We start from the raw sequence: 21,236 nt of genomic DNA, 5'->3' as shown, positions 1-21,236 counted from the left end.
CAGGCCGAGGGGAATCAGGCGGAGGCGGAGTGGGCGCGGTCGCCGAGGGCCTGGGTGTACTCCCACGCATCGGCCACGATGGTCGGCAGCGCGGTGTTGGTCGGCTCCCAGCCGAGGTCGCCGATGGCCTTGTCGCTCGACGCGATCAGCACCGCCGGGTCACCCGCGCGACGCGGCGCGTGGACGACCGGTATGTCGAGACCCGTGACCTCGGCGCACGTCTCGATGACCTGCCGCACGGAGAAACCGGAGCCGCTGCCGAGGTTGTAGATCGCGTGTCGGCCGGTGACGGCGGCCTCGAGCGCGAGCGCGTGCGCACGCGCCAGGTCGTAGACGTGGATGTAGTCGCGGACCGCGGTGCCGTCGTCGGTGTGATAGTCGGTGCCGAAGATCTTCACCGATTCCCGGTGTCCCATCGCCGCCTGCAGCACGATCGGGATCAGGTGCGTCTCCACGCGCCGGTTCTCACCGGCCCCGCCATGGGCGCCGGCGACGTTGAAGTACCGGAGGCTGATCGCCGCCAGTCCGTGCGCGTTGGCGTAGGAGGTGATGGCGTGATCGATCGCCAGCTTGGTCGCGCCGTAGGGGTTGGTCGGCCGGGTCGGCGACGACTCCACGATCGGCACCGCGTCGGGCTCGCCGTAGGTGGCGGCGGTCGAGGAGAACACCAGCCGGGGGGTCCCGGTGGTGCGCATCGCCTCGAGAAGCTTCAACGACTCGACGACGTTGCCCTGCCAGTACTTCTCGGGCTGCTCGACCGATTCGCCGACCAGCGACTGCGCCGCGAAGTGCAGCACCCCGTCGAAGGACCCGCCGCCGAGGATCTCCGACGCCAACGCGCCCACGTCACCCTCGACGAAGGCGGCCGCCTCGGGAACCGCGTCCCGGTTGCCGGTGGTCAGGTTGTCGACGACGGTGACGTCGTGCCCGGCGTCGATCATGACGCGGGCACAGACGCTTCCGACGTAACCGGCGCCGCCGGTCACCAGGAGCTTCACCCTTCTCAGACCTTCTCGACGTGCACCGAGTGGGCCATCTCCGAGGACAACCGCAGCCCTGCGTGTCCGGGGGTGTTGATGGTCACCGACCCCGGGTCGCTGGTCACGGTGACGCGCGCGTTGGGGACCACACCGGCCTCACGGAGTGCGGTGATCAGGCTCGGGTCGTCCTGAGCGTGCTCGGACAGACGGCGGATGATCACCGCGACCGGCTCACCCTCGGGGAGGTCGGACAGCCGGGTGGCGTCGCCGACCGCCGGGCCGCTCTCGACACCGAGCAGTTCGAGGCCGGGGATCGGGTTGCCGTAGGGCGAGGTCGTGGGGTGTTCGAGCACCTCGACGAGTCGACGCTCGACGTTCTCGCTCATCACGTGCTCCCACCGGCAGGCCTCGGCGTGCACGTCTTCCCAGGGCATGCCGATCACGTCGACGAGCAGGCGTTCGGCGAGCCGGTGCTTGCGCATCACGGAGATCGCCAGGGTGCGGCCGTGTTCGGTGAGCTCGAGCTGCCGGTCACCCGCGACGCGCAGCAGGCCGTCCCGTTCCATCCGGGCAACGGTCTGCGACACCGTGGGGCCACTCTGGTCGAGGCGCTCGGCGATGCGTGCGCGCAGCGGGACGATGCCCTCTTCTTCCAGGTCATAGATCGTGCGTAGGTACATCTCGGTGGTGTCCACCAGATCGTTCACAGTGCCAACCCTCCGTCATACGGCCAGTCCCATCGAGCCGGTGACCAGATTACCCGTATCCGAGCCACATCTTTCACAGCCGCGGACCACTACCGTTGGGCCCATGAGTTCTGACACGGTCGCGAGCGCCGACACCGGCCCCGCGGCGGACGACTCGCTGATCGTGTGGAGCGAGGACTTCCTGCGCTACCGGTGGGGTGAGAGCCACCCGATGAACCCGATCCGTCTGGCGCTGACGATGTCCCTCGCGCACGGCCTCGGCGTGCTCGACGGCGTCGAGATGCGGGCGCCCGCGTCGGCGGGCGACGCACTACTCGAGACCGTGCACCGACGGGAGTACATCGCGGCGGTGCGCGCGGCGGGCGAGATGGCCGCGGGCGGGTCGGTGTCGGGCTTCTCGCCCGCGGTGGCCGAACGCATCTTCGGCCTCGGCAGCGTCGACAACCCGGTGTTCCCGGGGATGCACGAGGCCTCGGCCCTGCTGGTGGGGGGCACGGTGGCCGCCGCGGACGCCATCGCGACCGGGTCGGTACGCCGAGCGGTCAACATCGGCGGTGGGATGCACCACGCCATGCCCGCCCGCGCGTCGGGGTTCTGCGTCTACAACGACTGCGCCGTGGCGATCGCCCACCTGCTGGACAGCGGATTCGACCGCATCGCCTACATCGACATCGACGCCCACCACGGTGACGGTGTCCAGAACAGGTTCGCCGGCGACCCGCGGGTGCTGACGGTGTCGGTGCATCAGCACCCGGCGACGCTGTGGCCGGGCACGGGATACCCCGAGGACATCGGACCGGAGACGGGACACGGCACCACCGTCAACCTCGCGCTGCCCCCGCACACCCCGGACCGGTTGTGGCTGCGGGCGTTCCACGCCGTGGTGCCGTCGCTGGTCCGCAGTTTCCGACCGCAGGTGATCGTCAGCCAGTGCGGCGCCGACAGTCACCGCGCCGACCCGCTCACCGACCTCGGGCTCACGATCGACGGCCAGCGCGCCGCGATCCTGGCGATGCGCGACCTCGCCGACACCCACTGCGACGGACGCTGGCTCGCGGTCGGCGGCGGCGGTTACGGCGTCGCCGACGTCGTGCCGCGGATCTGGACCCATCTGATGGCCGCGGCGTTGGGACGCGACGTGGACCCCTCGACCCCCACCGGTGACGACTGGTGTGACACGGCCGCCCTCGCCGCACGCACCGTGCACCCCGACTTCGTCACCGAGGTCCCCGCGCACACCATGTCCGACGGTGGTGACACCGATTTCCACGCGTGGGAGGGCAACTGGGGGCAGGACGCACCCGACGGGATCTCGGCTCACCTGCACCAGTCCACCGACGCGGCCATCCTCGCCACCCGGTCCGCGGTGTTCCCGTTGCACGGACTCGATCCGGCTGATCCCCGTGACTGACGCCGGCGCGGATACCGGCGGGTCGGCCGTGACCGGTCCGATCGAGACCGGAGGCGGCCCGTGGGACTTCCCACGACACTGGATCGCCGACGTGCTCGCCTCCGATGGCGGTGCCGTGCACCTGCGGCCCATCGTCCCGGCCGACGCCGACCGGATCGTCGCTTTCCACTCGAAGCTCTCCGAGCGCACGCGGTACATGCGCTACTTCGGCCCCTACCCGGTCATGTCGCCCCGCGACGTCGTCCACATGACCACGCTCGACCACCGCACCCGAGTCGCGTTGGTGGCGTTGCTCGGCGGCGAGATCATCGCCGTCGGCATCTACGAGGGTCTCGCGAGCCTCGGTCGCCCGGAGTCGGCCGAGGTGGCGTTCGTCGTCGCCGACGACCACCAGGGACGTGGCCTGGGCACCGTCCTGCTCGAGCACCTCGCCGGCGCGGCCGCGGAGAACGACTTCACCCGGTTCGAGGCCGAGGTCCTCACCGAGAACCGGGCCATGTTGGCGGTGTTCCGCGACGCCGGCTACCAGCTGACCCGCAGCTTCGACGGGTCGACGGTGCACGTGGAATTCCTCATCGACCCGACCGACGCCCTGCGCACCGTCCGCAACGCCCGCGAACTCGGTTCGGAGTCGCGCAGCGTCGCGAACCTGCTGCGACCGACGTCGGTGGCGATCATCGGCGCGTCGACCGATCCGAGCAAGGTCGGTAACGCGTTGCTGGCCAACGTGATCAGCGGTGGGTTCACCGGACCGGTGTTCCCGGTCAACGCCGAGGCCCGCGCCGTCCGCGGCATCCGTGCCTATCCCTCGGTCCGCGACATCCCCGACCCCGTGGACCTCGCGATCGTGGCCGTGCCCGCCGACACCGTCGAGGACGTGCTGCAGGACTGTCTGAGCAAACGGGTGAAGACGATGGTCGTGGTGTCGGCCGGCTTCGCCGAGTCCGGTGACGTCGGCGCCGTCGCCGAGCGGACGCTGGTCCACGAGATCCGCGCGCACGGGATGCGCCTGGTCGGACCGAACGCCCTGGGTGTGATCAACACCAGCCCCGATGTCGCATTGAACGCGACGCTCGCGCCGCGGGTGCCGGGCCGTGGGCGCATCGGGTTCTTCTGCCAGTCCGGGGCCCTGGGCATAGCCATCCTCGACACCGCCGCCCGCAGGCAACTCGGCCTGTCGACGTTCGTCTCCGCGGGCAACCGCGCCGACCTGTCCGGCAACGACCTGCTCCAGTACTGGGACACCGACCCGCAGACCGACGTGATCCTGCTCTACCTCGAGAGCTTCGGTAACCCCCGCAAGTTCTCCCGTCTCGCACGTCGGGTGTCGCGCAACAAGCCCATCGTCGCGGTGAAGTCGGGACGCTCGTCGGTGGCGCCGTCGCAGGTGCGGCGCGACTCCACCCTCGACGACGCCAGTGCGCGCGCGGTGCTCGAACAGTCCGGCGTCATCCAGGTCGACACGATCGCCGACCTCTTCGACTGCGCGACCGTGCTGGCCTACCAGCCCCTTCCGCGCGGCCCGCGTGTCGGCATCGTCGGCAACTCGACCGTGCTGGGGGTCCTGGCGGCGACCGCGGGGGAGCGCTTCGGCCTCCGCGTCGTCGAGCAGATCGACCTCGGTCCGGCCGCCGCGGCCGACGAGTTCTCCCAGGCTTTGCACCGGGTGATCGGCGACGACGGGGTCGACGCGGTCATCGCGGTGTTCGTCCCGCCGGTCGCGGTCGCCGCCGACACCTACGCACGGGCGTTGACCGAGGCGACCGCAGGCGCCGACAAGACCGTCGTGTCGACGTTCCTCGCCGTCGAGGGCATCCCGGACAACCTGACCGTGCGCGACGAGTCGGGGGTGCCGACGTGGGGGTCGATCCCGTCCTATCCCGCGCCCGAGCGGGCCGCGTCCGCCCTGGGTCAGGCGTGGCGATACGCGCAGTGGCGTGCCACGCCGGAATCGGAGGTCATCCGGCCGGCCGATGTCGACTCCGACACCGCGCGCGAGATGGTGCGGGCCGCGATCGTCTCGACCCAGGTGGGGACCGACGAGACGTTGGCCTTCGACGAGCAGGACTCGGCGCGGCTGCTCGCGCGCTACGGCGTGCACGTGACCGACTTCGCCGAGGTCTCCGACGCCGACGCGGCCGCCGAGGCGGCCCGGTCGCTCGGGTTCCCGGTCGCGGTCAAGGCGGTCTCGTCGCGGTGGCGGGGTCGGCTGGATGGAGAGGGGGCCCGCCTCGACCTGTCCGGTCCGGGCACCGTCCGGGCGGCGTTCGACGAACTGGTCGCGCTCACCGGCGACCGACGGCTCCACGTCCAGCGCATGGCACCCCGCGGCGTAGCGACGGTCATCCGGGTGCGCGACGACCCGTCGTTCGGCTCGCTCATCGCCTTCGGGTTGGCCGGGGCGACCTTCGACCTGCTCGGCGACCACGCCTACCGGGCCATCCCGCTCACCGAGGCCGATGCCCGCGATCTCGTGGGCGCGCCGAGATCGGCACCGTTGCTGGCCGGCTACCGGGGTGAACCCGCGGTGGACACCGATGCGCTGGTCGATCTGCTGGTGCGGGTGTCGACGCTCGTCGACGACATCCCGGAGGTGCGCGAGCTCGTACTCGACCCCGTGCTGGCGTCGGTGTCGGGCGCGGTCGTGCTCTCCGGTCGTGTCCGGGTCGGACCGGTCCCGTCCCGGCGCGACGCGGGACCGCGCCGGCTGAGCTGACGCTCCTCGAGCCGACGACGACGGCCCCCGATCATCGGATGATCGGGGGCCGTCGTGTCGGAACGCCAACTCAGCTGGCGTAGGCGCGCAACCGCTCGGCGCGGTCGCCCTGGCGCAGCTTGGCCATCACCTCACGCTCGATCTGACGGACACGCTCACGGGACAACCCGAAGAGCCGGCCGATCTGGTCGAGGGTGCGCGGCTGACCGTCGTCGAGGCCGAAGCGCAGGCGGATGACCTGCTGCTCACGCTCGTCGAGGGTCGACAGCACGCTGCGGACGTCGGTGTGGAGCAGACCGGCGATGACGGCGCTCTCGGCCGAGGTGGCCTCGGCGTCCTCGATGAAGTCGCCCAGGGGCGCCTCCTCGTCGCTGCCCACCGGCATGTCCAGGCTCACAGGGTCGCGGCTGTGGTCGAGGAGATCGGCGATCTTCTCCGCCGGGATGCCCGATTCGGCGGCGAGCTCGTCGTCGGTCGCCTCACGGCCGAGCTGCTGGTGCAGCTCACGCTTGATGCGGGCGAGCTTGTTGACCTGCTCCACGAGGTGGACGGGGAGACGGATGGTGCGGCTCTGGTCGGCCATGCCGCGGGTGATCGCCTGACGGATCCACCAGGTGGCGTAGGTCGAGAACTTGAAACCCTTGGCGTAGTCGAACTTCTCCATCGCGCGGATCAGACCGAGGTTGCCCTCCTGGATGAGGTCGAGCAACGGCATCCCGCGGCCGGTGTAGCGCTTGGCCAGCGACACGACGAGTCGGAGGTTGGCCTCCAGCAGATGCGACCGCGCCGACTCGCCCTCGCGGACGAGCTGCGCCAGATCGCGCTTCTTCGTCGGCGACAGCCGCTTCTTCGTGGCCAACACGTGCTTGGCGTACAGGCCGACCTCGATCGCCTTCGCGAGTTCGACCTCCTGCTCGGCGTTGAGGAGAGCGGTGCGACCGATCCCGTTGAGGTACACCCGGACGAGGTCTGCAGCCGGGCTCTGGGCATCGAGATCCGCATCGGTCATCTGCGGCCGCACGGTGTCTGCGGGCCTTGTCGTGGTGGCGGTGGTGATGGTCATATCGGCCTCCTCGCGAGCGTGTGTCTTCATAGGGTCCAACGGTTCGCCGACCGCGAATAGTTCCCCCGCCCGTTCTCGCCCCACCCCGGCTGACCTGCGCCGATGCGTTCTCCGTTCTGAGAAGATGCTGAGAACCCGTGAGACATCCCGATATCGGGAACCCGGGAGACGCCCGTCACACCTGCCGATGGGGTGCCGGCCGGACCTCAGGGTGCAGGGAGCAGCAGGCCGTGGCGGACCAGGGCCGACACGAACCCCTCGATGGCGCCGGGTGGGGGTTCCTCGCCGGTCGCCGCGGCCAGCAGTGTCGCCACGTCCTCGAGGGGCAGTCCGTCGGCCCGCAGGCCGGCCACCAACGAGCGGCCCCACGAGTCGATCTCGTGGGTCCAGCGCGGGCCGTCGGTGCGGTGCAGGCGTGCGACGACCTCACCCCATCCGACCCCGTCGGCGGCCGATCCCGCGGACAGGGTCGAGACCTGTTCCAACGCAATACCGTCCGCGGAAGAGAACCGGGACGTCTGCAGGTCCGCCGTGCGCAGCCAGGCGACCCGGTCGAGATAGTCCGATGCCTCGGGACCGAGTGGGTCGTCGATCGCGTGCGAGAGTTCCTCGGCCATCAGATCGGTGGGCTCGCCGGTGGAGCGCAGGAACACGAAACCGAAACCGATGCCCTCGACCCCGGAACGCTCGAAATGCGCCAGCCAGTCGTCGGCGAGTGCGGCCCCGGCGCCCGACCGCGGGTCGTATCCGGCGTCCCGCAGCCACGTCCCGACGTAGAGCGCCGGGTCGGCGACATCGCGCTGCACCACCCATGCGTCGACGCCGTGATCGGGGATCCACAACGCGACCCGGTCGCGCCAGTCGTCGCCGGTGATCACCCAGGAGGCGAGCATGCACGCGGTCCCACCGTCGGTGAGGTGATCGGCGGCTCCGGACACCACGAGTTCACTGGCACCGTCGAGGTCCAGCCCCGAGTCGCGATAACTGTGGGTCACGGTCGGTGGTCCCACCACGAACGGCGGGTTCGCCACGATCCGGTCGAACCTCTGCGATCCGACGGGGGAGAACCAGGGTCCGGTCCGCAGGTCGTACCGGTCCGGAGCGATGTCGTTGACGGCCAGTCCCGCGCGGGTCATGGCCAGCGACCGCGCGGTGATGTCGGTGGCGGTGACGTGGTCGGCCGACGACAACGCGTGCACCGCCTGCACGCCGCATCCGGTTCCCAGGTCGAGGACGCGTCCGGCCGGCTCGACCGTGGCCCGTAGCAGCGACAGTGACGCCTGCCCGACGCCGAGGACGTGATCGGGGGTGATCGTCGTCGGCCGCATCGCGCCGTCGAGGTCGGAGAACAGCCAGCGGGTGCCGTGACCGGAGTCGAGGGGACGGACGTCGATCGCCGCGCGGACATCGTCGCCGTCGGTGTGCAGCAGACCGACCGCGACGGCCGCGTCCACCTCGACCGGGCCGAGAGCCGCGGCCACCTCCGACCGCGGACACGCGTCGTCGAGCAGCAGCAGCCGGATCAGGGTGCCGAGTTCGCCGGCGTCGCGGCAGGCCCGCCGGACCGGGACCGGTTCGGCCCGTCCGAGCGCGGCGTGGGCGTCGACCCCGAGCAGGTCGAGCACCCCGTCGGCGTCGTAGCGATGCGCCTCGAACGCCTCTCGGAGGCGTGGGGCGATGGTGTACAGGTCATCGACCGGGGTGATCGGTGGCGAGGTCATGGGTGATCAGGGTGCCACGTGCGGCGCCGAGATCAGTTGTCGTGACCCTTGAGCTGACGGAAATGGGTCGCCTCGACCGCGGGAGGGTTGGCCTCGCCGGACCACTTGTATCGGGGGATCTCGCCCTTCTCGCGGGGCGGGCGGTCATTGGCGATCAGGACCGCCACCCACGGGATCGGGATCGACAGGGCGATCACCGCCAGCGCGAGCAGTCCTGAGCCGGTGGCGCCGTAGACGATGCCGGCGATGACGAGGGCTGGAACGCGGAAGGCCATGAGCGTCAGGTATCGACGCACCCGGGCCTTGTGCTGGGCGTCCTGGGACACCTGCGCCTGGGTGATGAGAATCGCTTCACGTGCCTCTTCATGTGCCACGTCCTCCACTGTTGCACTTTCTGTTCAGTAATGCATCGGTGCAGCTCAGATGAACGTGTGGAGACCCTGAGACATCGGGCACAATGTCTGCCATGGACACCCAGACGATCGAGCGCCCCGACGTCGACACCGATGAGACCACCGACGACGACACACCGAAGTTCTTCCACTACGTCAAGAAGCACAAGATCGCCGAGAGTGCGGTCATGGGCAGCCACGTGGTGGCGCTCTGCGGTGAGGTCTTCCCGGTGACCCGTTCGCCCAAACCGGGCTCCCCGGTGTGCCCCAAGTGCAAGAAGATCTACGAGAAGATGAAGAAGGACGAGTGAGTCCGGCAGCGGATCACCGCGGCGGGCGCGTCTGCTTGCGGATGGGTCCGGTCTGCATCCGCTTGGGCATCGACTTCAACTGATCGGTGAGGTCGGTGGTCTGCTGGGACACCCAGTCCTTGACCTGCTCGACGTGGGTCGGTGCGAGGGTGGGCCAGGTGGCCTGGATCGCGGCGTTGAACTGTGCGCCGATCACGATGGCGAAACCCAGGAAGAACGTGAACAGCAGGAACGCGATGGGTGTGGCGAGCGCCCCGTAGGAGTACCCCGTCTTGGTGATCGTGCCGAGGTAGACGCGCAGCGCGGCGCTGGCGCCCCAGAACACCACCGCGGCCAGCACCGCACCGGCGACCAGTCGGTGCCAGGGCAGTGGCTTGGGCAGTGAGATCCGGTAGAGCGTGGTCAGCGCGACGATCAGCAGGACGCCCACGGCGGGGTAGTAGCCGAAGTCGATCAGGTTCGTGCTCACCGGGTGCCACGCGTCCGGGATGATCTCGTTGATGTAGGTCGGTCCCAGCGCCACCAGCGGGAGCATGAAGATCGACACGACCAGGAACACGACGTAGAGGTTGAGCGCGAACACCCGCTGCCACACCGCGTTTCGCACGTCATGCTGATCATGGGCCTTGTTGATCGAGTCGACGAAGCTCGACATCGCCGAGGACCCCGACCACAGCGACAGTACGAATCCCAGCGAGATCAGCTCGCCGCGTCCGCGCGCGAGGACGTCGTTGACCGTCGGCGTGATGATCTCGTCGACGACGTTGTCGCTGAACACCCCGCCCGCGAACTCGACGATGCCGCTGCGGATCGTCTCGAGCGTGTCGGGGCCGAACCACCCGCCGACATAGCCCAGACTGCCGAGCAGCCCCAGCAGCAGGGGCGGCAGGGACAGCGTCTGCCAGAAGGCGGCCTGCGCCGACATGCCGAAAATCGAGTCGTCCCAGGCCTTGACGATGGTGCGCCAGAACAATCGGGGCAGGCTTCGCACCACGGGCGGACCGCTCCGGGACGCGGAGCGCCCAGGACCCGTCTCGTCAACATCGCCGGTGGCATCGATGTCATCAGCATCCCCGATCGTGTCCGCGGATGGGCGACCCGGGCCGTTCGCGTGTCGGTGGGACGTCGCCGCGGCGGGGTACGATAATCCTCGACCCGCGCGCCGTCGAAGCGGCCGTTTCACGGTGTCACCAGCCGCTGTACGTCGAGGAGTTGTCGATTTCCGAGGTTATGGTTCCGGGCGCGTCCGCGTCGCTCCGGACATGGCAACGCCGCGCTCTGACGAAGTACCTGGCCACCGCGCCACGGGACTTCCTGGCCGTCGCGACGCCGGGCGCAGGCAAGACCACCTTCGGTCTGCGGATCGCCAGTGAGCTCATCGGCGACCGCACCGTCGAGCAGATCACGGTGGTCGCACCCACCGAGCACCTCAAGTACCAGTGGGCGCAGGCCGCGGCGCGGGTCGGCATCGCGCTCGACGCCCGGTTCAGCAACTCCGCGGGCGCCACCAGCGCCGACTACGACGGTGTCGTGGTCACCTACGCCCAGGTCGCCGCCCATCCCTTCCGGCACCGCGTACGCACCGAGAACCGCAAGACCCTCGTGATCATGGACGAGATCCACCACGGCGGTGACGCCAAGAGCTGGGGCGACGGGATCGCCGAGGCGTTCTCCGACGCGACGCGTCGGGTCGCGCTCACCGGGACACCGTTCCGCTCCGACGACTCACAGATCCCGTTCGTCACCTATGAACCCGACGGCGACGGCGCGCTGCGCTCGAAGCCCGACCACAGCTACGGCTACGCCGACGCCCTTGCCGACGGTGTGGTGCGCCCCGTGGTCTTCCTGGCCTACTCGGGACAGGCGAGCTGGCGGAGCAACGCCGGTGAGGAGTTCTCCGCGCGTCTCGGCGAGCCGTTGTCGGCCGAGCACACCGCCCGTGCCTGGCGCACCGCTCTCGATCCCCACGGCGACTGGATCCCGGCCGTGCTCACCGCCGCCAACACCCGCCTCGGTCAGTTGCGGGCCGGTGGCGTGCCCGATGCCGGCGGGCTGGTGATCGCCACCGACCAGAAGACCGCCCGCGACTACGCCGAACTGCTCGAGGAGATCTCCGGGTCACCGGTGACGCTGGTGTTGTCCGACGATCCGAGTTCGTCGTCGCGGATCGACGAGTTCGGCGCGTCCGACGACCGATGGATGGTCGCGGTCCGCATGGTCTCCGAGGGAGTCGACGTGCCGCGTCTGGCCGTGGGGGTCTACGCCACCTCCGCCTCGACCCCCCTGTATTTCGCGCAGGCCATCGGCCGATTCGTACGCTCGCGGCGACCGGGGGAGACGGCGAGCGTGTTCCTGCCGTCGGTGCCGGTGCTGTTGCGCCTGGCCAGCGAACTCGAGGCGCAGCGCGACCATGTGCTGGGCAAGCCGCACCGCGAGGAGGAGGGCTTCGACGACAAGCTGCTCGCCGAGGCCAACAAGGTCGCCGACGAGCCGGGTGACGACGAGCCGGCGTTCATCTCGCTCCACGCCGACGCCGAACTCGATCAGGTCATCTACGACGGTTCCTCGTTCGGCACCGCCACGTTCGCGGGCAGCGACGAGGAGTCGGACTATCTGGGTCTACCCGGTCTGCTCGACGCCGACCAGGTCCGGGATCTGTTGCGCAAGCGTCAGACCGAGCAGGTCGCGGCTCGATCGGCGGAACCCGTGGCGCCGACGCCCCGACCCGACGTGGGCACGGGTCCGCAGCTGGCGGCGCTGCGCCGGGAACTGAACGGTCTGGTCGCCATGCATCATCATCGGACCGGCAAACCCCACGGTCTGGTGCACAACGAGTTGCGGTCACGACTCGGTGGGCCGCCGACGGCGATGGCCACCGTGGATCAGCTCAAGGAACGCATCAGTGCGCTTCGTCAGTGGAAGTGACGCGAGATCTCTGCGTCGCCGGCACCGACCGGCACGCGACGAACCGCATCGGTCCGGATAGCACTGACCTCCGGCACCCGTGGGGGACACCGGAGGTCAGTGGCTATGAGGTCAGACCAGTTCTTCTTCGGAACGGGTCACTGTGGCACCGAGGTCCGCCAGGCGCGCCTCGTGCTCGTTGTAGTGATGGCGGCAGAACAGCAGTTCGCCTCCCGCGGGGAGTTCGGCGCGTACGCGTGCTGCTGCCCCGCAACGGTCACAACGGTCGGCAGCGGTGAGGGGCATGGAGATCGAGGTGGTGGTGATGACATCTGACATGGTTCCTCCGTCCCGGGCGAGCGCGAACGCTTCCCTTCGCGAGCTGACCCACCAGGAATGGTGGGCTTCTCTCACTCTCTCAGACGATTCGCGTCCCCGTATTGTTCCCGCGCCCGGGGACTTGTCTCGTCATGCACCCGTAACACGTGGTGGGAGGCGGCGGTGAGAGCGCTCACGTCTCGCTCGAGCAGGCGTCCGTCCGGCGATCCGGTTCGATTCGTCTGGGTGCTGTTCGTCGTCAGTGCGGTGTGTCAATACCTCGGTGCGGGCATCGCGGTGCCCCTGTTCGACCACACCGACCCCGCGGTGATCGCGTGGCTGCGCACGGTCACCGGGGGAATCGTGCTGGTCGCGATCACGCGACCGGTCTGGGTGGTGCGTGACCGACGACGTCTGCTGCGCGCGACGATGTTCGGTCTGGTCACCACCGGGATGAACGTCGCGTTCTACCTGGCCATTTCCGACATCGACCTGGGGGTGGCGGTCGCCATCGAGTTCATCGGACCGACCGCCGTCGCCGCCGTGTCGACCCGAGGGCCACGCGGCGTCGCGGCCATCGTCGCGGTGGTGGCCGGTGTCGTCCTGGCCAGCGGGGCGTCACCGAGCGGGTCGGTGTTCGGTCTGTCGTTCGCGATCCTCGCGGGCGTCCTGTGGGCGGGGTACATCGTTCTCGGAGCGCGGGTGTCGGGCGCGACGGCGACCGAGCAGGGCGGTCCGAGACGGTGGCGGACCGGCGTGGAAGACCTCGGCGTCGGGCTCGCGGTCGCCGGTCTGCTGAGCGCGCCCGTCGTCCTCGGCGTGAGCGAGATCACAGGATCGGTCGGGCTGTCGGTAGGTGTGGTGGCCGCGGTCGCGGCCGTCGGCGTGCTGTCGAGCGTGATTCCCTACGTGCTGGACCAGGTGGTGCTCACCCGGATCGGGCGGGGGCGGTTCGCGCTCATGCTGGCGCTGCTGCCCGCGACCGCGGTGCTCGTCGGCGCGGTCGTGCTGGCGCAGGTCCCCACGATCACCGAACTCGTCGGAATCGCCCTGGTGATCGTCGCGATCACCCTGTCCGCGGGCACCGATCGTGCCGACGAGGTGGGTTCTGCGCCCGCGGTGCCCGGGTGATGTGGCACCGTGGACAGCGATGACCGATTCGACTCGATCTCCCTCCTCCGCGTCCCCCTCGTCGCAGGCGCACCCGTCGCCGCTCGTGCATCTGTGCGCCAAGCCGGACTGGGTCCGTGCGCACGCGTACGGGCGGCTGGCGCCCGAGTCACTCGATGAGGTGGGCTTCATCCACCTGTCGGCGCTCGAGCAGGTGCACATCCCCGCCAACGCGATCTACCGGGACCGTACGGATCTGGTCCTGCTGGAGATCGATCCGGCGCGGGTGCCCGCCGACATCGTCTGGGAGGACGGCGATCCACCGCACCCCGACGGTATGCAGTTCCCGCACCTCTACGGCCCGCTCCCGGTCACCGCGGTGGCCCGGGTACACGATTTCCTTCCCGGCCCGGACGGAACCTTCGCGCCTCGCACGACCCTCGACTGAGGCCGATACCTCAGCTGCAGTCGCAGCAGTCGGCGCAATCACAGCAGTCCGAACAGTCGCAACAGCAGTCCCCGCAGCAGTCCTTGACGAAACTCTTGCACCACCCGTCCTCGGACCCGTCGGCCGCGGATTGCCGCGGAGCGAGTGCACACATCGCCGCCCCGAGCGCGACAAGCACTCGCTTCTCGTCTCGCGGGCGTCGCTCACCGGCAGACGGCGTCACGTCCGCGAAAGCATCGGAGATCGAGTGCCGGAGGCCACCTATCAACATCGCGCGCACGAGGCGGTCGTCGCGCAGCCACAGCCGGGCGACCTCCTCGGTGATGACCCGATGGAGGCGCCGACACTCATGTCGTAGCTCGTCGATCGACACCCCCGTCGCGTCGATGAGGTTGTAGGCGCCGGTGGCGCGATCGGAGGAGAGATCCGCAACGGCGTCGACGAGGTGGCCACATCGCCCGAACGCGGCACCGATGACTGCCAATCGTGCGCGATTGTCGGGTCGGCCCGCGAGTTCGGCGGTCGCGGCGAACACGTCGGCACACGCACGTTCGGTTTCCGCAACGATCTCGTCGAGCTCGACCGATCGTTGTTCGATCGACGCCTGCCCGGCGATGCGATCGACGATCAGCGTGGTGTCGAGTGCTGCGCCGACGGTCTCGTCACGACCTGCGTGTCGACGGAGTGGTCCGGCGACGCCTCTCGCGACCGATGCCCGCATCCGCGTGTGCCCGGACAGGTTCGCTGCGGATTCGCCGACCTCATCGGCGGCCTTGGCCGCAGCGAGCGCGAGCGACGTGGTCGCCCCGAGGCGGACGCTGAGCGAGTCCACCCCGACGACCTGGGCCGGCCGCATCCCGCGAAAAGCACAGCGGCCGGCCCGGTTTCGGCGATCGGAGATCGGTTGCTGCGCCTCGAGGAGCACCGATGCCGCGATGGCGTCGGTGTTGAGGGTCGCCCGGGCCCACTGCCCATGTCGGTCGCGCAAGGTGACGCAGACGCCGCACATGTGGGCGCGCCACAGCTCGGTCACCTCGGGGTCGGACCCGCGCAGGCACGGTCGGAGAAGTCCCAGCACCGAGTGATTGGATCACAGCTCGTCTGTCCGTGCCGTGCACATGTTCAGGACGGGCGGTGTTCACCGGGATCCCCGGGCGAGGATCGCCGCCTGCACCCTGGACTGCAGATCGAGCTTGGTCAGGATGTGCGACACATGCGTCTTCACCGTCGTCTGGGAGATGAACAGCTCCCGGGCGATCTCGGCGTTCGACAGGCCGTGGCCCAGACACTCGAGTACGCCCAGTTCCCGGTCGGTGAGTACCGACAGGTCGACTCCCGGTCGGTCCGGTGTCGCCGAATCGGAGGTGGCCGCTGCGGTCGCCCTGGCGATGACGCGCCGCGTCACCGCGGGCGCGAGCACTGCGTCCCCACGGGCGACGGCACGGATGGCGTCGATGATGTCCTCGGTCTCCGCGGTCTTGAGCAGGAACCCGCTCGCCCCGGCGCGGAGGGCGTCGAACACGTTGTCGTCGATGTCGAACGAGGTGAGGACGAGTACGGCGGCTGCGTCTGCACGGGTGATCGCCGCGGTCGCGGCGATGCCGTCGGTGCCGGGCATCCGGATGTCCATCAGCAGGATGTCCGGGTGCAATCGGTGCACGATCTCGATCGCCTCGTCCCCGTCGCGCGCCTGGCCGATGACGGCGATGTCGTCGATCTGACCGAGCAGCAGCGCCAGGCCGGAACGGATGGCGGCGTGATCGTCGGCGATCACCACGGTGATGCTCACCGCGCCGCCAGGGGGAGCGAGGCATCGACGACCCAGTGCTCTCCGTGCACCGCGCCCGAGCAGCGCCCGCCCACGGACTCGGCCCGCAGCGCCATGTTCACCAACCCGTGCGACGGTCGCACGTCGCAGAGCGGGTGGCCATCGCCGGCCAGCGGGTTGCGCACCGTCACGGTCAGATCGGTGTCGGTGGCGCCCAGGGTGATCGAGATGGGCTGTGCGGGAGCGTGTCTGGCCGCGTTCGTGAGCGCCTCGGCCACGATCCGGTAGGCGCAGACGTCGGTGGACGGCGGGATCTCGGTAGGCACCTCCCCGGTCACGGTCACCGGTGAACCCGCCGTGCGCGCCGTGGTCACGAGGCGGTCGAGGCGACGCAGGGATGCCGTCCGGCGGCTCTGCTCCTGGTGGTCGTCGGGCCCGGCCTCGGTGTCGAGGCCTCCGAGAACCTCGATCATGGTGCGCATCTCACCCAACGCCTCCACGCTGTTGCTGCGCACCGAGGCCAGCACCTCGGCGGTGATGGGCGCGCCGGGCCCGGCGCGCAGCGCGGCGGCCGACTGCAACGCGATGCCGGACAGGTGTCCGGCGACGATGTCGTGTAGATCGCGGGCCAGACGGCGGCGTTCATCGGCCACGGCGTCGGCACGGTCACGCGCGGCCAGCTGTGCGACGGCCAGCGACCGTTCACGCTCGCTCCGCGCGGCCAGCCGGTGCTCGGCGATGGCGCGTCCGTACCCGATGGGGGAGATGACCAGCGCCAGCAACCAGAGCAGGATCAGCAGAACCGAACGCCAGCTGCCGTCTACGGCGAGTACCGACGCGACCGCGAGCACCGTGATGGCCCCGACCGTCGCGTACATCACGTGCACGGTGCGGCGGCCGGCGTAGAGCGCGACGGCGTAGGCGATGTCGGACAGCACCAGCCAGACCGATATCGACTGTGCGAGAACGACATCGACCGCGACAACGGCGAGGCACAGGGCGAAGGACACCCCGGGTGCGGTGGATCGCAGCGACTGGACGGCGCACGCGGTCACCAGGGTGATCAGCGCGACCCAGCGTGGCAGATCGAACGGTGACCCGGAGTTGCCCCCGATGACGGTCAGATCCGCGGCGTAGAGGACGAGGCCGAGCGCGAGGAACGCCAGGCACACGAGGACGTCACGCAGACGCGGCCGTTCGGCCACCCGACTCCACATCGCCGCCGCCTCCTCCTCGTTCGGGACGACCATCACACCACGTGCGACACGGCGGGCGAATCGTCCGAAGTGATGACGGTGCCCCGGTGATCTCGTGCGTGCGGCCGATGTGCACGACGGGCATGCCCAGCAGGCTGGGGGACATGGAATCCCCCGTGCTCCTCGTCATCATCGGTTGTGAGATCGGCTTCTGGGTGGTCGTGTTCGCCGGACTCGCGGTGCGCTACGGCCTGCGGGCTCCCCGCGCGTCGACGCTCATCCTGCGCACGGTGCCCGTGGTCGATCTGGTGCTCCTCGTGGCGGTGGCCCTCGACCTGCATTCCGGCGCCCCGGTGGAGCAGATCCACCGGATCGCGGGCATCTACCTCGGGGTGACGGTCGCGTTCGGACACTCGATGATCCGGTGGGCCGATGTGCGGTGCGCGCACTGGTTCTTCGACGGACCGGCGCCCACGCCGCGTCCGAAACACGGGCCGGAGGCCGTCCACCACGAGTTCATCGGCTTCGCGCGGTGGTTGCTGGCCGCTGGTGTCGCCGGCGTCGCTGTCCTGGGTCTGGCTCTCACGGTCGCCGACGACCAGCAGGCGCACGACCTGTACGGCATCTTCCCGCTGGTGGGGATCATCACCGCGATCTGGTTCGCGACCGGCCCCGCGTGGGCACTGTTCGACCAGGGGAGCAGGATCCGCTCATAAGCGTGAGCGAACACACCACCGACCCTTCGACCGACGACTGCGCCGCCCCGGAGGATCTCCGGGGCGGCGCAGTCGTGTGAGCGGGTGGGACTAGTCGAGGTAGTCGCGCAGTACCTGCGAGCGCGACGGGTGGCGCAGCTTCGACATCGTCTTCGACTCGATCTGACGGATGCGTTCACGCGTCACGCCGTAGACCTGGCCGATCTCGTCGAGGGTGCGCGGCTGACCGTCGGTGAGACCGAAGCGCAGACGCACCACGCCCGCCTCACGCTCGGACAGCGTCTCGAGCACCGATTGCAGCTGATCCTGCAGCAGGGTGAACGACACGGCGTCGACGGCCACGACTGCCTCGGAGTCCTCGATGAAGTCACCGAGCTGGCTGTCGCCCTCGTCGCCGATGGTCTGGTCGAGCGAGATCGGTTCACGCGCGTACTGCTGGATCTCCAGCACCTTCTCCGGCGTGATGTCCATCTCCTTGGCCAGCTCCTCCGGTGTGGGCTCGCGGCCCAGATCCTGGAGGAGCTCGCGCTGGATGCGGCCGAGCTTGTTGATGACCTCGACCATGTGCACCGGGATGCGGATGGTGCGGGCCTGGTCGGCCATGGCGCGCGTGATGGCCTGACGGATCCACCAGGTGGCGTACGTGGAGAACTTGTAGCCCTTGGTGTAGTCGAACTTCTCGACCGCGCGGATCAGACCGAGGTTGCCCTCCTGGATGAGGTCCAGAAATGCCATGCCGCGACCGGTGTAGCGCTTGGCCAGCGACACGACGAGGCGCAGGTTGGCCTCGAGCAGGTGGTTCTTGGCGCGGTTGCCGTCCCGGGAGATCCAGCTCAGGTCGCGACGCTGCGCGACGGTCAGCTTCTCACCGGCGTCGGCGATGCGACGCATCCGCTCGGTGGCGAAGAGTCCGGCCTCGATGCGCTTGGCGAGCTCGACCTCCTCCTCGGCGTTGAGGAGGGCGACCTTGCCGATCTGCTTGAGGTAGGCGCGGACCGAGTCCGCCGATGCGGTGAGCTCCGCGTCCTTACGGGCCTGGCGCAGCGCCTCGGACTCGTCCTCGTCCCAGACGAAGTCGCCGGACTTCTTGTCTTCCTCGGTGGGCTCTTCGATCTCCTCGGCGTCGGCCTTCGCGGCCGGCTTCACCTTGGCGGTCGTGGTGTCGTCGTCGTCATCGACCTCGACGTCGTCCACGACGATCTCTTCGGCATCGATCTCGCCCTCGGGCGCGTCGATGTCGTCGATGGTCTCGGCGGTGGCCTCGTCGGGTGCCGAACCGTCGGCGGCCTTGGCGGGCGCCTTCTTCGCGACGGCCTTACGCGCGGCCTTCTTGGCCGGGGCCTTCTTCGCGGGTGCCTTCTTGGCGGCGACCTTGCGGGCCGAGGTCTTCTTCGCCGGCGCCGATGCGGTCACGTCCTGTGACTCGCTCTCGGTTTCCTGGCGAGTTTTGGTGGCTGCCACGTACGACCTTTCACAGACTTCAAACATGTGGCTTCACACCGAGCGATCACCTCGGTGGAGCGGGGACTTGAGGGCCGGTAACTGGTGCCGACTGACACATTGTAACGATTCCTGGGCCGCTCGGTCTCCACACCACGCCCACCGACACCGGCTGACGCCCCGGACCTGCGCCGATCGGGGCCGGGTCAGACCCTCAGACGGGCGCCGACGGCCATCGCGGCACCGACGATCCCAGCCGTGTTCTGCAGCGTGGCCGGGACCACCGGGGTGCGGTTGGTGAGGTGCGGGATCCACTTGTGGGCCTTGCGGCTGATGCCGCCGCCGGCGATGAACAGATCGGGCCAGAAGAGGTTCTCGTAGGCCGTCAGCACGTTCGACACGTGCCCCGCCCATTTCTCGTAGGACCAGTCGTTGTCCTCCTTGATCTTCGACGACGCCTGGTGCTCGGCCTCCTTGCCGCCGACCTCCATGTGTCCGAGCTCGGTGTTGGGCAGCAGCTTGCCGTGGAACAGGATCGCCGAACCGATGCCGGTGCCGAAGGTCAGCAACATGACCATGCCCTTGGCGTCGCGTCCGGCGCCGTACGCGTCCTCGGCCATGCCGGCCGCGTCGGCGTCGTTGAGGACCGCGAGCGGACGGTCGCCGAGAACGCCTGCCAACAGGGCGTAGGGATCGCTCCCGATCCATCCCTTGTCGATGTTCGCGGCCGTCTTGACCACGCCCCCGGAGACGACGCTGGGCAGGGTGACGCCGACCGGGCCGTCCCAGGAGAAGTGGTCCACGACCTCCTTGATGCCCGCGGCGACCGCAGCCGGCGTGGAGGGCTGGGGGGTCAGCACCTTGAACCGGTCACCGACGAGTTCGCCGGTGTCGAGATCGACGATGCCGCCCTTGATGCCGGACCCGCCGACGTCCACGCCGAAGGCGCGGCCGAGCGTGTCGGTGATGGGTGCGTCCGCACCCGGGCTGGCGGCTTGCGACATGACGTGTGTCCTCCATGCGATCGTCCGACTCCGGTACGCGCTCAAGGCTAGTCATGCCGTCGGAACGCCGCTCGCTGTCGGCGATACGGCCCGCCCGCACCGGGGGGTGTCGGCCGGGTGGCGGCGACACCGGGGTGCGCCGTGTGTTGAGGTTGCCGGGTGACATCCGCCGCGGAACTGACCGCCATCGCCATCGAGATCGCCGAGACCGCCGCCGACCACGCCCGCGTCCGCAGGGGCGAGTTGTTCGACGATGCCGAGGCGCCGCCGCGGTCGTCGTCGGTCACCACGAAGAGCACGCCGACCGATCCGGTCACCGTGGCCGACACCGAGACCGAGACCCTGATCCGCGCGGCGCTGACCCGTCTGCGCCCCGAGGACACCGTCCTCGGGGAAGAGGACGGCGGCACGGTGGAGGTACCCGAGGGAGTCCGCTGGGTGGTCGACCCGATCGACGGCACGGTCAACTTCCTCTACGGGATCCCGGCCTACGCGGTGTCGATCGGCGCGCAGGTCGACGGGGTCTCTGTCGCCGGCGCCGTGGTCGACGTGGCCCGTCGCATCACCTATTCGGCGACACGCGGAGCGGGTGCGTTCCGCGACGACGGGTCCGGACCGACACCACTGCGCTGCACCGATGTGACCTCGGTGGCCCTGGCGTTGGTGGCCACCGGGTTCGGCTACGACGAGGAACGACGTCGTGCGCAGGGCGCGGTGATCGCCGAGTTGCTGCCTGAGGTGCGGGATCTGCGGCGCGTCGGATCCGCCGCGCTGGACCTGTGCATGGTGGCGTCGGGGTCGGTCGACGCGCACTTCGAACACGGACTCAACCCGTGGGACTGGGCTGCCGGGGCGCTGATCGCCGAGGAGGCCGGGGCCGTGGTGAGCGTGCCCGGACCGGAGACCCGTGGGTCCGACGGCGCGGTGACGATGGCGGTCGCGCCCGGTATCGCGACCGAGTTCACCGCGCTGCTCGAACGGATCGGAGCACTCGGGTCCCTGCCCTGACCCTGCGTCGTGGGCGACGCGGC

General features: G+C 69.5%; 18 protein-coding genes and 2 pseudogenes. 8 read left to right on the top strand and 12 right to left on the bottom strand.

What is annotated here, in order from left to right; all coding sequences use genetic code 11:
* Positions 1 to 14: 14 nt before the first annotated feature.
* Entirely contained in the window at positions 15 to 998 is a 984-nt protein-coding gene (galE, locus tag JHC79_RS05815; protein WP_296389218.1) for a UDP-glucose 4-epimerase GalE, read from the bottom strand.
* Between the two features lie 5 nt (positions 999 to 1,003).
* Positions 1,004 to 1,687 carry a metal-dependent transcriptional regulator gene (locus JHC79_RS05810; protein WP_253663360.1) on the bottom strand — a complete coding sequence of 228 codons (684 nt, stop codon included), beginning with the start codon at positions 1,685 to 1,687 and terminating at the stop codon, positions 1,004 to 1,006.
* 103 nt (positions 1,688 to 1,790) lie between these two features.
* On the opposite strand from JHC79_RS05810, the gene JHC79_RS05805 reads away from it, so the two are divergent.
* Together JHC79_RS05805 and JHC79_RS05800 are read left to right on the top strand one after the other, a co-directional pair.
* Positions 1,791 to 3,098: an acetoin utilization protein AcuC gene (locus JHC79_RS05805; protein WP_296389217.1), complete on the top strand. Its 1,308-nt coding sequence runs from the start codon at positions 1,791 to 1,793 to the stop codon at positions 3,096 to 3,098.
* Between the two features lie 28 nt (positions 3,099 to 3,126).
* Positions 3,127 to 5,814, top strand: a complete 2,688-nt coding sequence (locus JHC79_RS05800; protein WP_296389216.1) for a bifunctional GNAT family N-acetyltransferase/acetate--CoA ligase family protein — start codon at positions 3,127 to 3,129, stop codon at positions 5,812 to 5,814.
* Positions 5,815 to 5,884: 70 nt separating this feature from the next.
* Here the strand turns inward: JHC79_RS05800 and JHC79_RS05795 are convergent.
* From JHC79_RS05795 to JHC79_RS05785, 3 genes and pseudogenes are all read right to left on the bottom strand, one after another.
* Positions 5,885 to 6,952: pseudogene (locus JHC79_RS05795) on the bottom strand (sigma-70 family RNA polymerase sigma factor); the annotation flags it as partial.
* A gap of 131 nt (positions 6,953 to 7,083) precedes the next feature.
* Positions 7,084 to 8,598, bottom strand: a complete 1,515-nt coding sequence (locus JHC79_RS05790) for a methyltransferase (protein ID WP_296389214.1) — start codon at positions 8,596 to 8,598, stop codon at positions 7,084 to 7,086.
* A 32-nt stretch (positions 8,599 to 8,630) separates the two neighbouring features.
* On the bottom strand, positions 8,631 to 8,981 hold the full coding sequence (locus tag JHC79_RS05785) for a DUF3099 domain-containing protein (protein WP_296389213.1): 351 nt from the start codon (positions 8,979 to 8,981) through the stop codon (positions 8,631 to 8,633).
* An 83-nt stretch (positions 8,982 to 9,064) separates the two neighbouring features.
* On the opposite strand from JHC79_RS05785, the gene JHC79_RS05780 reads away from it, so the two are divergent.
* A complete protein-coding gene (locus JHC79_RS05780; protein WP_188492352.1) occupies positions 9,065 to 9,301 on the top strand; it encodes a DUF3039 domain-containing protein in 237 nt (78 codons plus the stop codon).
* Positions 9,302 to 9,314: 13 nt separating this feature from the next.
* On the opposite strand, the pseudogene JHC79_RS05775 reads toward JHC79_RS05780, so the two are convergent.
* Positions 9,315 to 10,304: pseudogene (locus tag JHC79_RS05775) on the bottom strand (YihY/virulence factor BrkB family protein); the annotation flags it as partial.
* 227 nt (positions 10,305 to 10,531) lie between these two features.
* On the opposite strand from JHC79_RS05775, the gene JHC79_RS05770 reads away from it, so the two are divergent.
* Positions 10,532 to 12,226, top strand: a complete 1,695-nt coding sequence (locus tag JHC79_RS05770; protein WP_296389212.1) for a DEAD/DEAH box helicase — start codon at positions 10,532 to 10,534, stop codon at positions 12,224 to 12,226.
* Positions 12,227 to 12,337: 111 nt separating this feature from the next.
* Here the strand turns inward: JHC79_RS05770 and JHC79_RS05765 are convergent, their stop codons facing one another.
* Positions 12,338 to 12,544: a hypothetical protein gene (locus JHC79_RS05765; RefSeq protein WP_296389211.1), complete on the bottom strand. Its 207-nt coding sequence runs from the start codon at positions 12,542 to 12,544 to the stop codon at positions 12,338 to 12,340.
* A 162-nt stretch (positions 12,545 to 12,706) separates the two neighbouring features.
* Between JHC79_RS05765 and JHC79_RS05760 the strand changes: the two genes are divergently transcribed.
* Both JHC79_RS05760 and JHC79_RS05755 read left to right on the top strand, forming a co-directional pair.
* Entirely contained in the window at positions 12,707 to 13,654 is a 948-nt protein-coding gene (locus JHC79_RS05760; protein ID WP_296389210.1) for an EamA family transporter, read from the top strand.
* A 19-nt stretch (positions 13,655 to 13,673) separates the two neighbouring features.
* Entirely contained in the window at positions 13,674 to 14,081 is a 408-nt protein-coding gene (locus JHC79_RS05755) for a DUF952 domain-containing protein (RefSeq protein WP_296389209.1), read from the top strand.
* A 10-nt stretch (positions 14,082 to 14,091) separates the two neighbouring features.
* Here the strand turns inward: JHC79_RS05755 and JHC79_RS05750 are convergent, their stop codons facing one another.
* Genes JHC79_RS05750 through JHC79_RS05740 form a run of 3 tightly spaced genes read right to left on the bottom strand, consistent with a single transcriptional unit; the run spans position 14,092 to position 17,099 of the window.
* Entirely contained in the window at positions 14,092 to 15,159 is a 1,068-nt protein-coding gene (locus JHC79_RS05750) for a DUF5685 family protein (protein ID WP_296389208.1), read from the bottom strand.
* 60 nt (positions 15,160 to 15,219) lie between these two features.
* Entirely contained in the window at positions 15,220 to 15,870 is a 651-nt protein-coding gene (locus tag JHC79_RS05745) for a response regulator transcription factor (RefSeq protein ID WP_296389207.1), read from the bottom strand.
* On the bottom strand, positions 15,867 to 17,099 hold the full coding sequence (locus tag JHC79_RS05740) for a histidine kinase (RefSeq protein ID WP_296389206.1): 1,233 nt from the start codon (positions 17,097 to 17,099) through the stop codon (positions 15,867 to 15,869). The genes JHC79_RS05745 and JHC79_RS05740 overlap by 4 nt, the downstream gene beginning before the upstream one ends.
* A gap of 110 nt (positions 17,100 to 17,209) precedes the next feature.
* Here JHC79_RS05740 and JHC79_RS05735 point away from each other — a divergent pair, with 110 nt between their 5' ends.
* Positions 17,210 to 17,761 (top strand): hypothetical protein, encoded by a 552-nt coding sequence (locus tag JHC79_RS05735; protein WP_296389205.1) that lies wholly within the window; start codon positions 17,210 to 17,212, stop codon positions 17,759 to 17,761.
* Positions 17,762 to 17,851: 90 nt separating this feature from the next.
* On the opposite strand, the gene JHC79_RS05730 is transcribed toward JHC79_RS05735, so the two are convergent.
* Together JHC79_RS05730 and ppgK are read right to left on the bottom strand one after the other, a co-directional pair.
* The gene (locus JHC79_RS05730) at positions 17,852 to 19,222 is read right to left on the bottom strand and encodes an RNA polymerase sigma factor (RefSeq protein ID WP_296389204.1); all 1,371 of its coding nucleotides are present in this window, start codon (positions 19,220 to 19,222) and stop codon (positions 17,852 to 17,854) included.
* A 185-nt stretch (positions 19,223 to 19,407) separates the two neighbouring features.
* The gene (ppgK, locus tag JHC79_RS05725; protein WP_296389203.1) at positions 19,408 to 20,205 is read right to left on the bottom strand and encodes a polyphosphate--glucose phosphotransferase; all 798 of its coding nucleotides are present in this window, start codon (positions 20,203 to 20,205) and stop codon (positions 19,408 to 19,410) included.
* A 159-nt stretch (positions 20,206 to 20,364) separates the two neighbouring features.
* Between ppgK and JHC79_RS05720 the strand changes: the two genes are divergently transcribed.
* Positions 20,365 to 21,213, top strand: coding sequence for an inositol monophosphatase family protein (locus JHC79_RS05720; RefSeq protein ID WP_296389202.1), 849 nt, complete (start codon positions 20,365 to 20,367; stop codon positions 21,211 to 21,213).
* Positions 21,214 to 21,236: the final 23 nt, after the last annotated feature.

Origin of the sequence: Williamsia sp. (assembly GCF_016462415.1) — a bacterium.
In the GTDB taxonomy this organism is placed as follows: Bacteria; Actinomycetota; Actinomycetes; order Mycobacteriales; family Mycobacteriaceae; genus Williamsia_A.
Note: the sequence above shows the minus strand (reverse complement) of the source record. Positions and strands in the feature narration are given on the sequence as shown.

Excerpts from the sequence above, each read along its gene's own strand:
- JHC79_RS05790 (WP_296389214.1), bottom strand. The coding sequence starts at position 8,598 with ATGACCTCGCCACCGATCACCCCGGTCGATGACCTGTACACCATCGCC.
- JHC79_RS05755 (WP_296389209.1), top strand. The coding sequence starts at position 13,674 with ATGACCGATTCGACTCGATCTCCCTCCTCCGCGTCCCCCTCGTCGCAG.
- JHC79_RS05805 (WP_296389217.1), top strand. The coding sequence starts at position 1,791 with ATGAGTTCTGACACGGTCGCGAGCGCCGACACCGGCCCCGCGGCGGAC.
- JHC79_RS05780 (WP_188492352.1), top strand. The coding sequence starts at position 9,065 with ATGGACACCCAGACGATCGAGCGCCCCGACGTCGACACCGATGAGACC.
- JHC79_RS05770 (WP_296389212.1), top strand. The coding sequence starts at position 10,532 with ATGGTTCCGGGCGCGTCCGCGTCGCTCCGGACATGGCAACGCCGCGCT.
- JHC79_RS05765 (WP_296389211.1), bottom strand. The coding sequence starts at position 12,544 with ATGTCAGATGTCATCACCACCACCTCGATCTCCATGCCCCTCACCGCT.
- JHC79_RS05740 (WP_296389206.1), bottom strand. The coding sequence starts at position 17,099 with ATGGTCGTCCCGAACGAGGAGGAGGCGGCGGCGATGTGGAGTCGGGTG.
- ppgK (WP_296389203.1), bottom strand. The coding sequence starts at position 20,205 with ATGTCGCAAGCCGCCAGCCCGGGTGCGGACGCACCCATCACCGACACG.
- JHC79_RS05735 (WP_296389205.1), top strand. The coding sequence starts at position 17,210 with ATGGAATCCCCCGTGCTCCTCGTCATCATCGGTTGTGAGATCGGCTTC.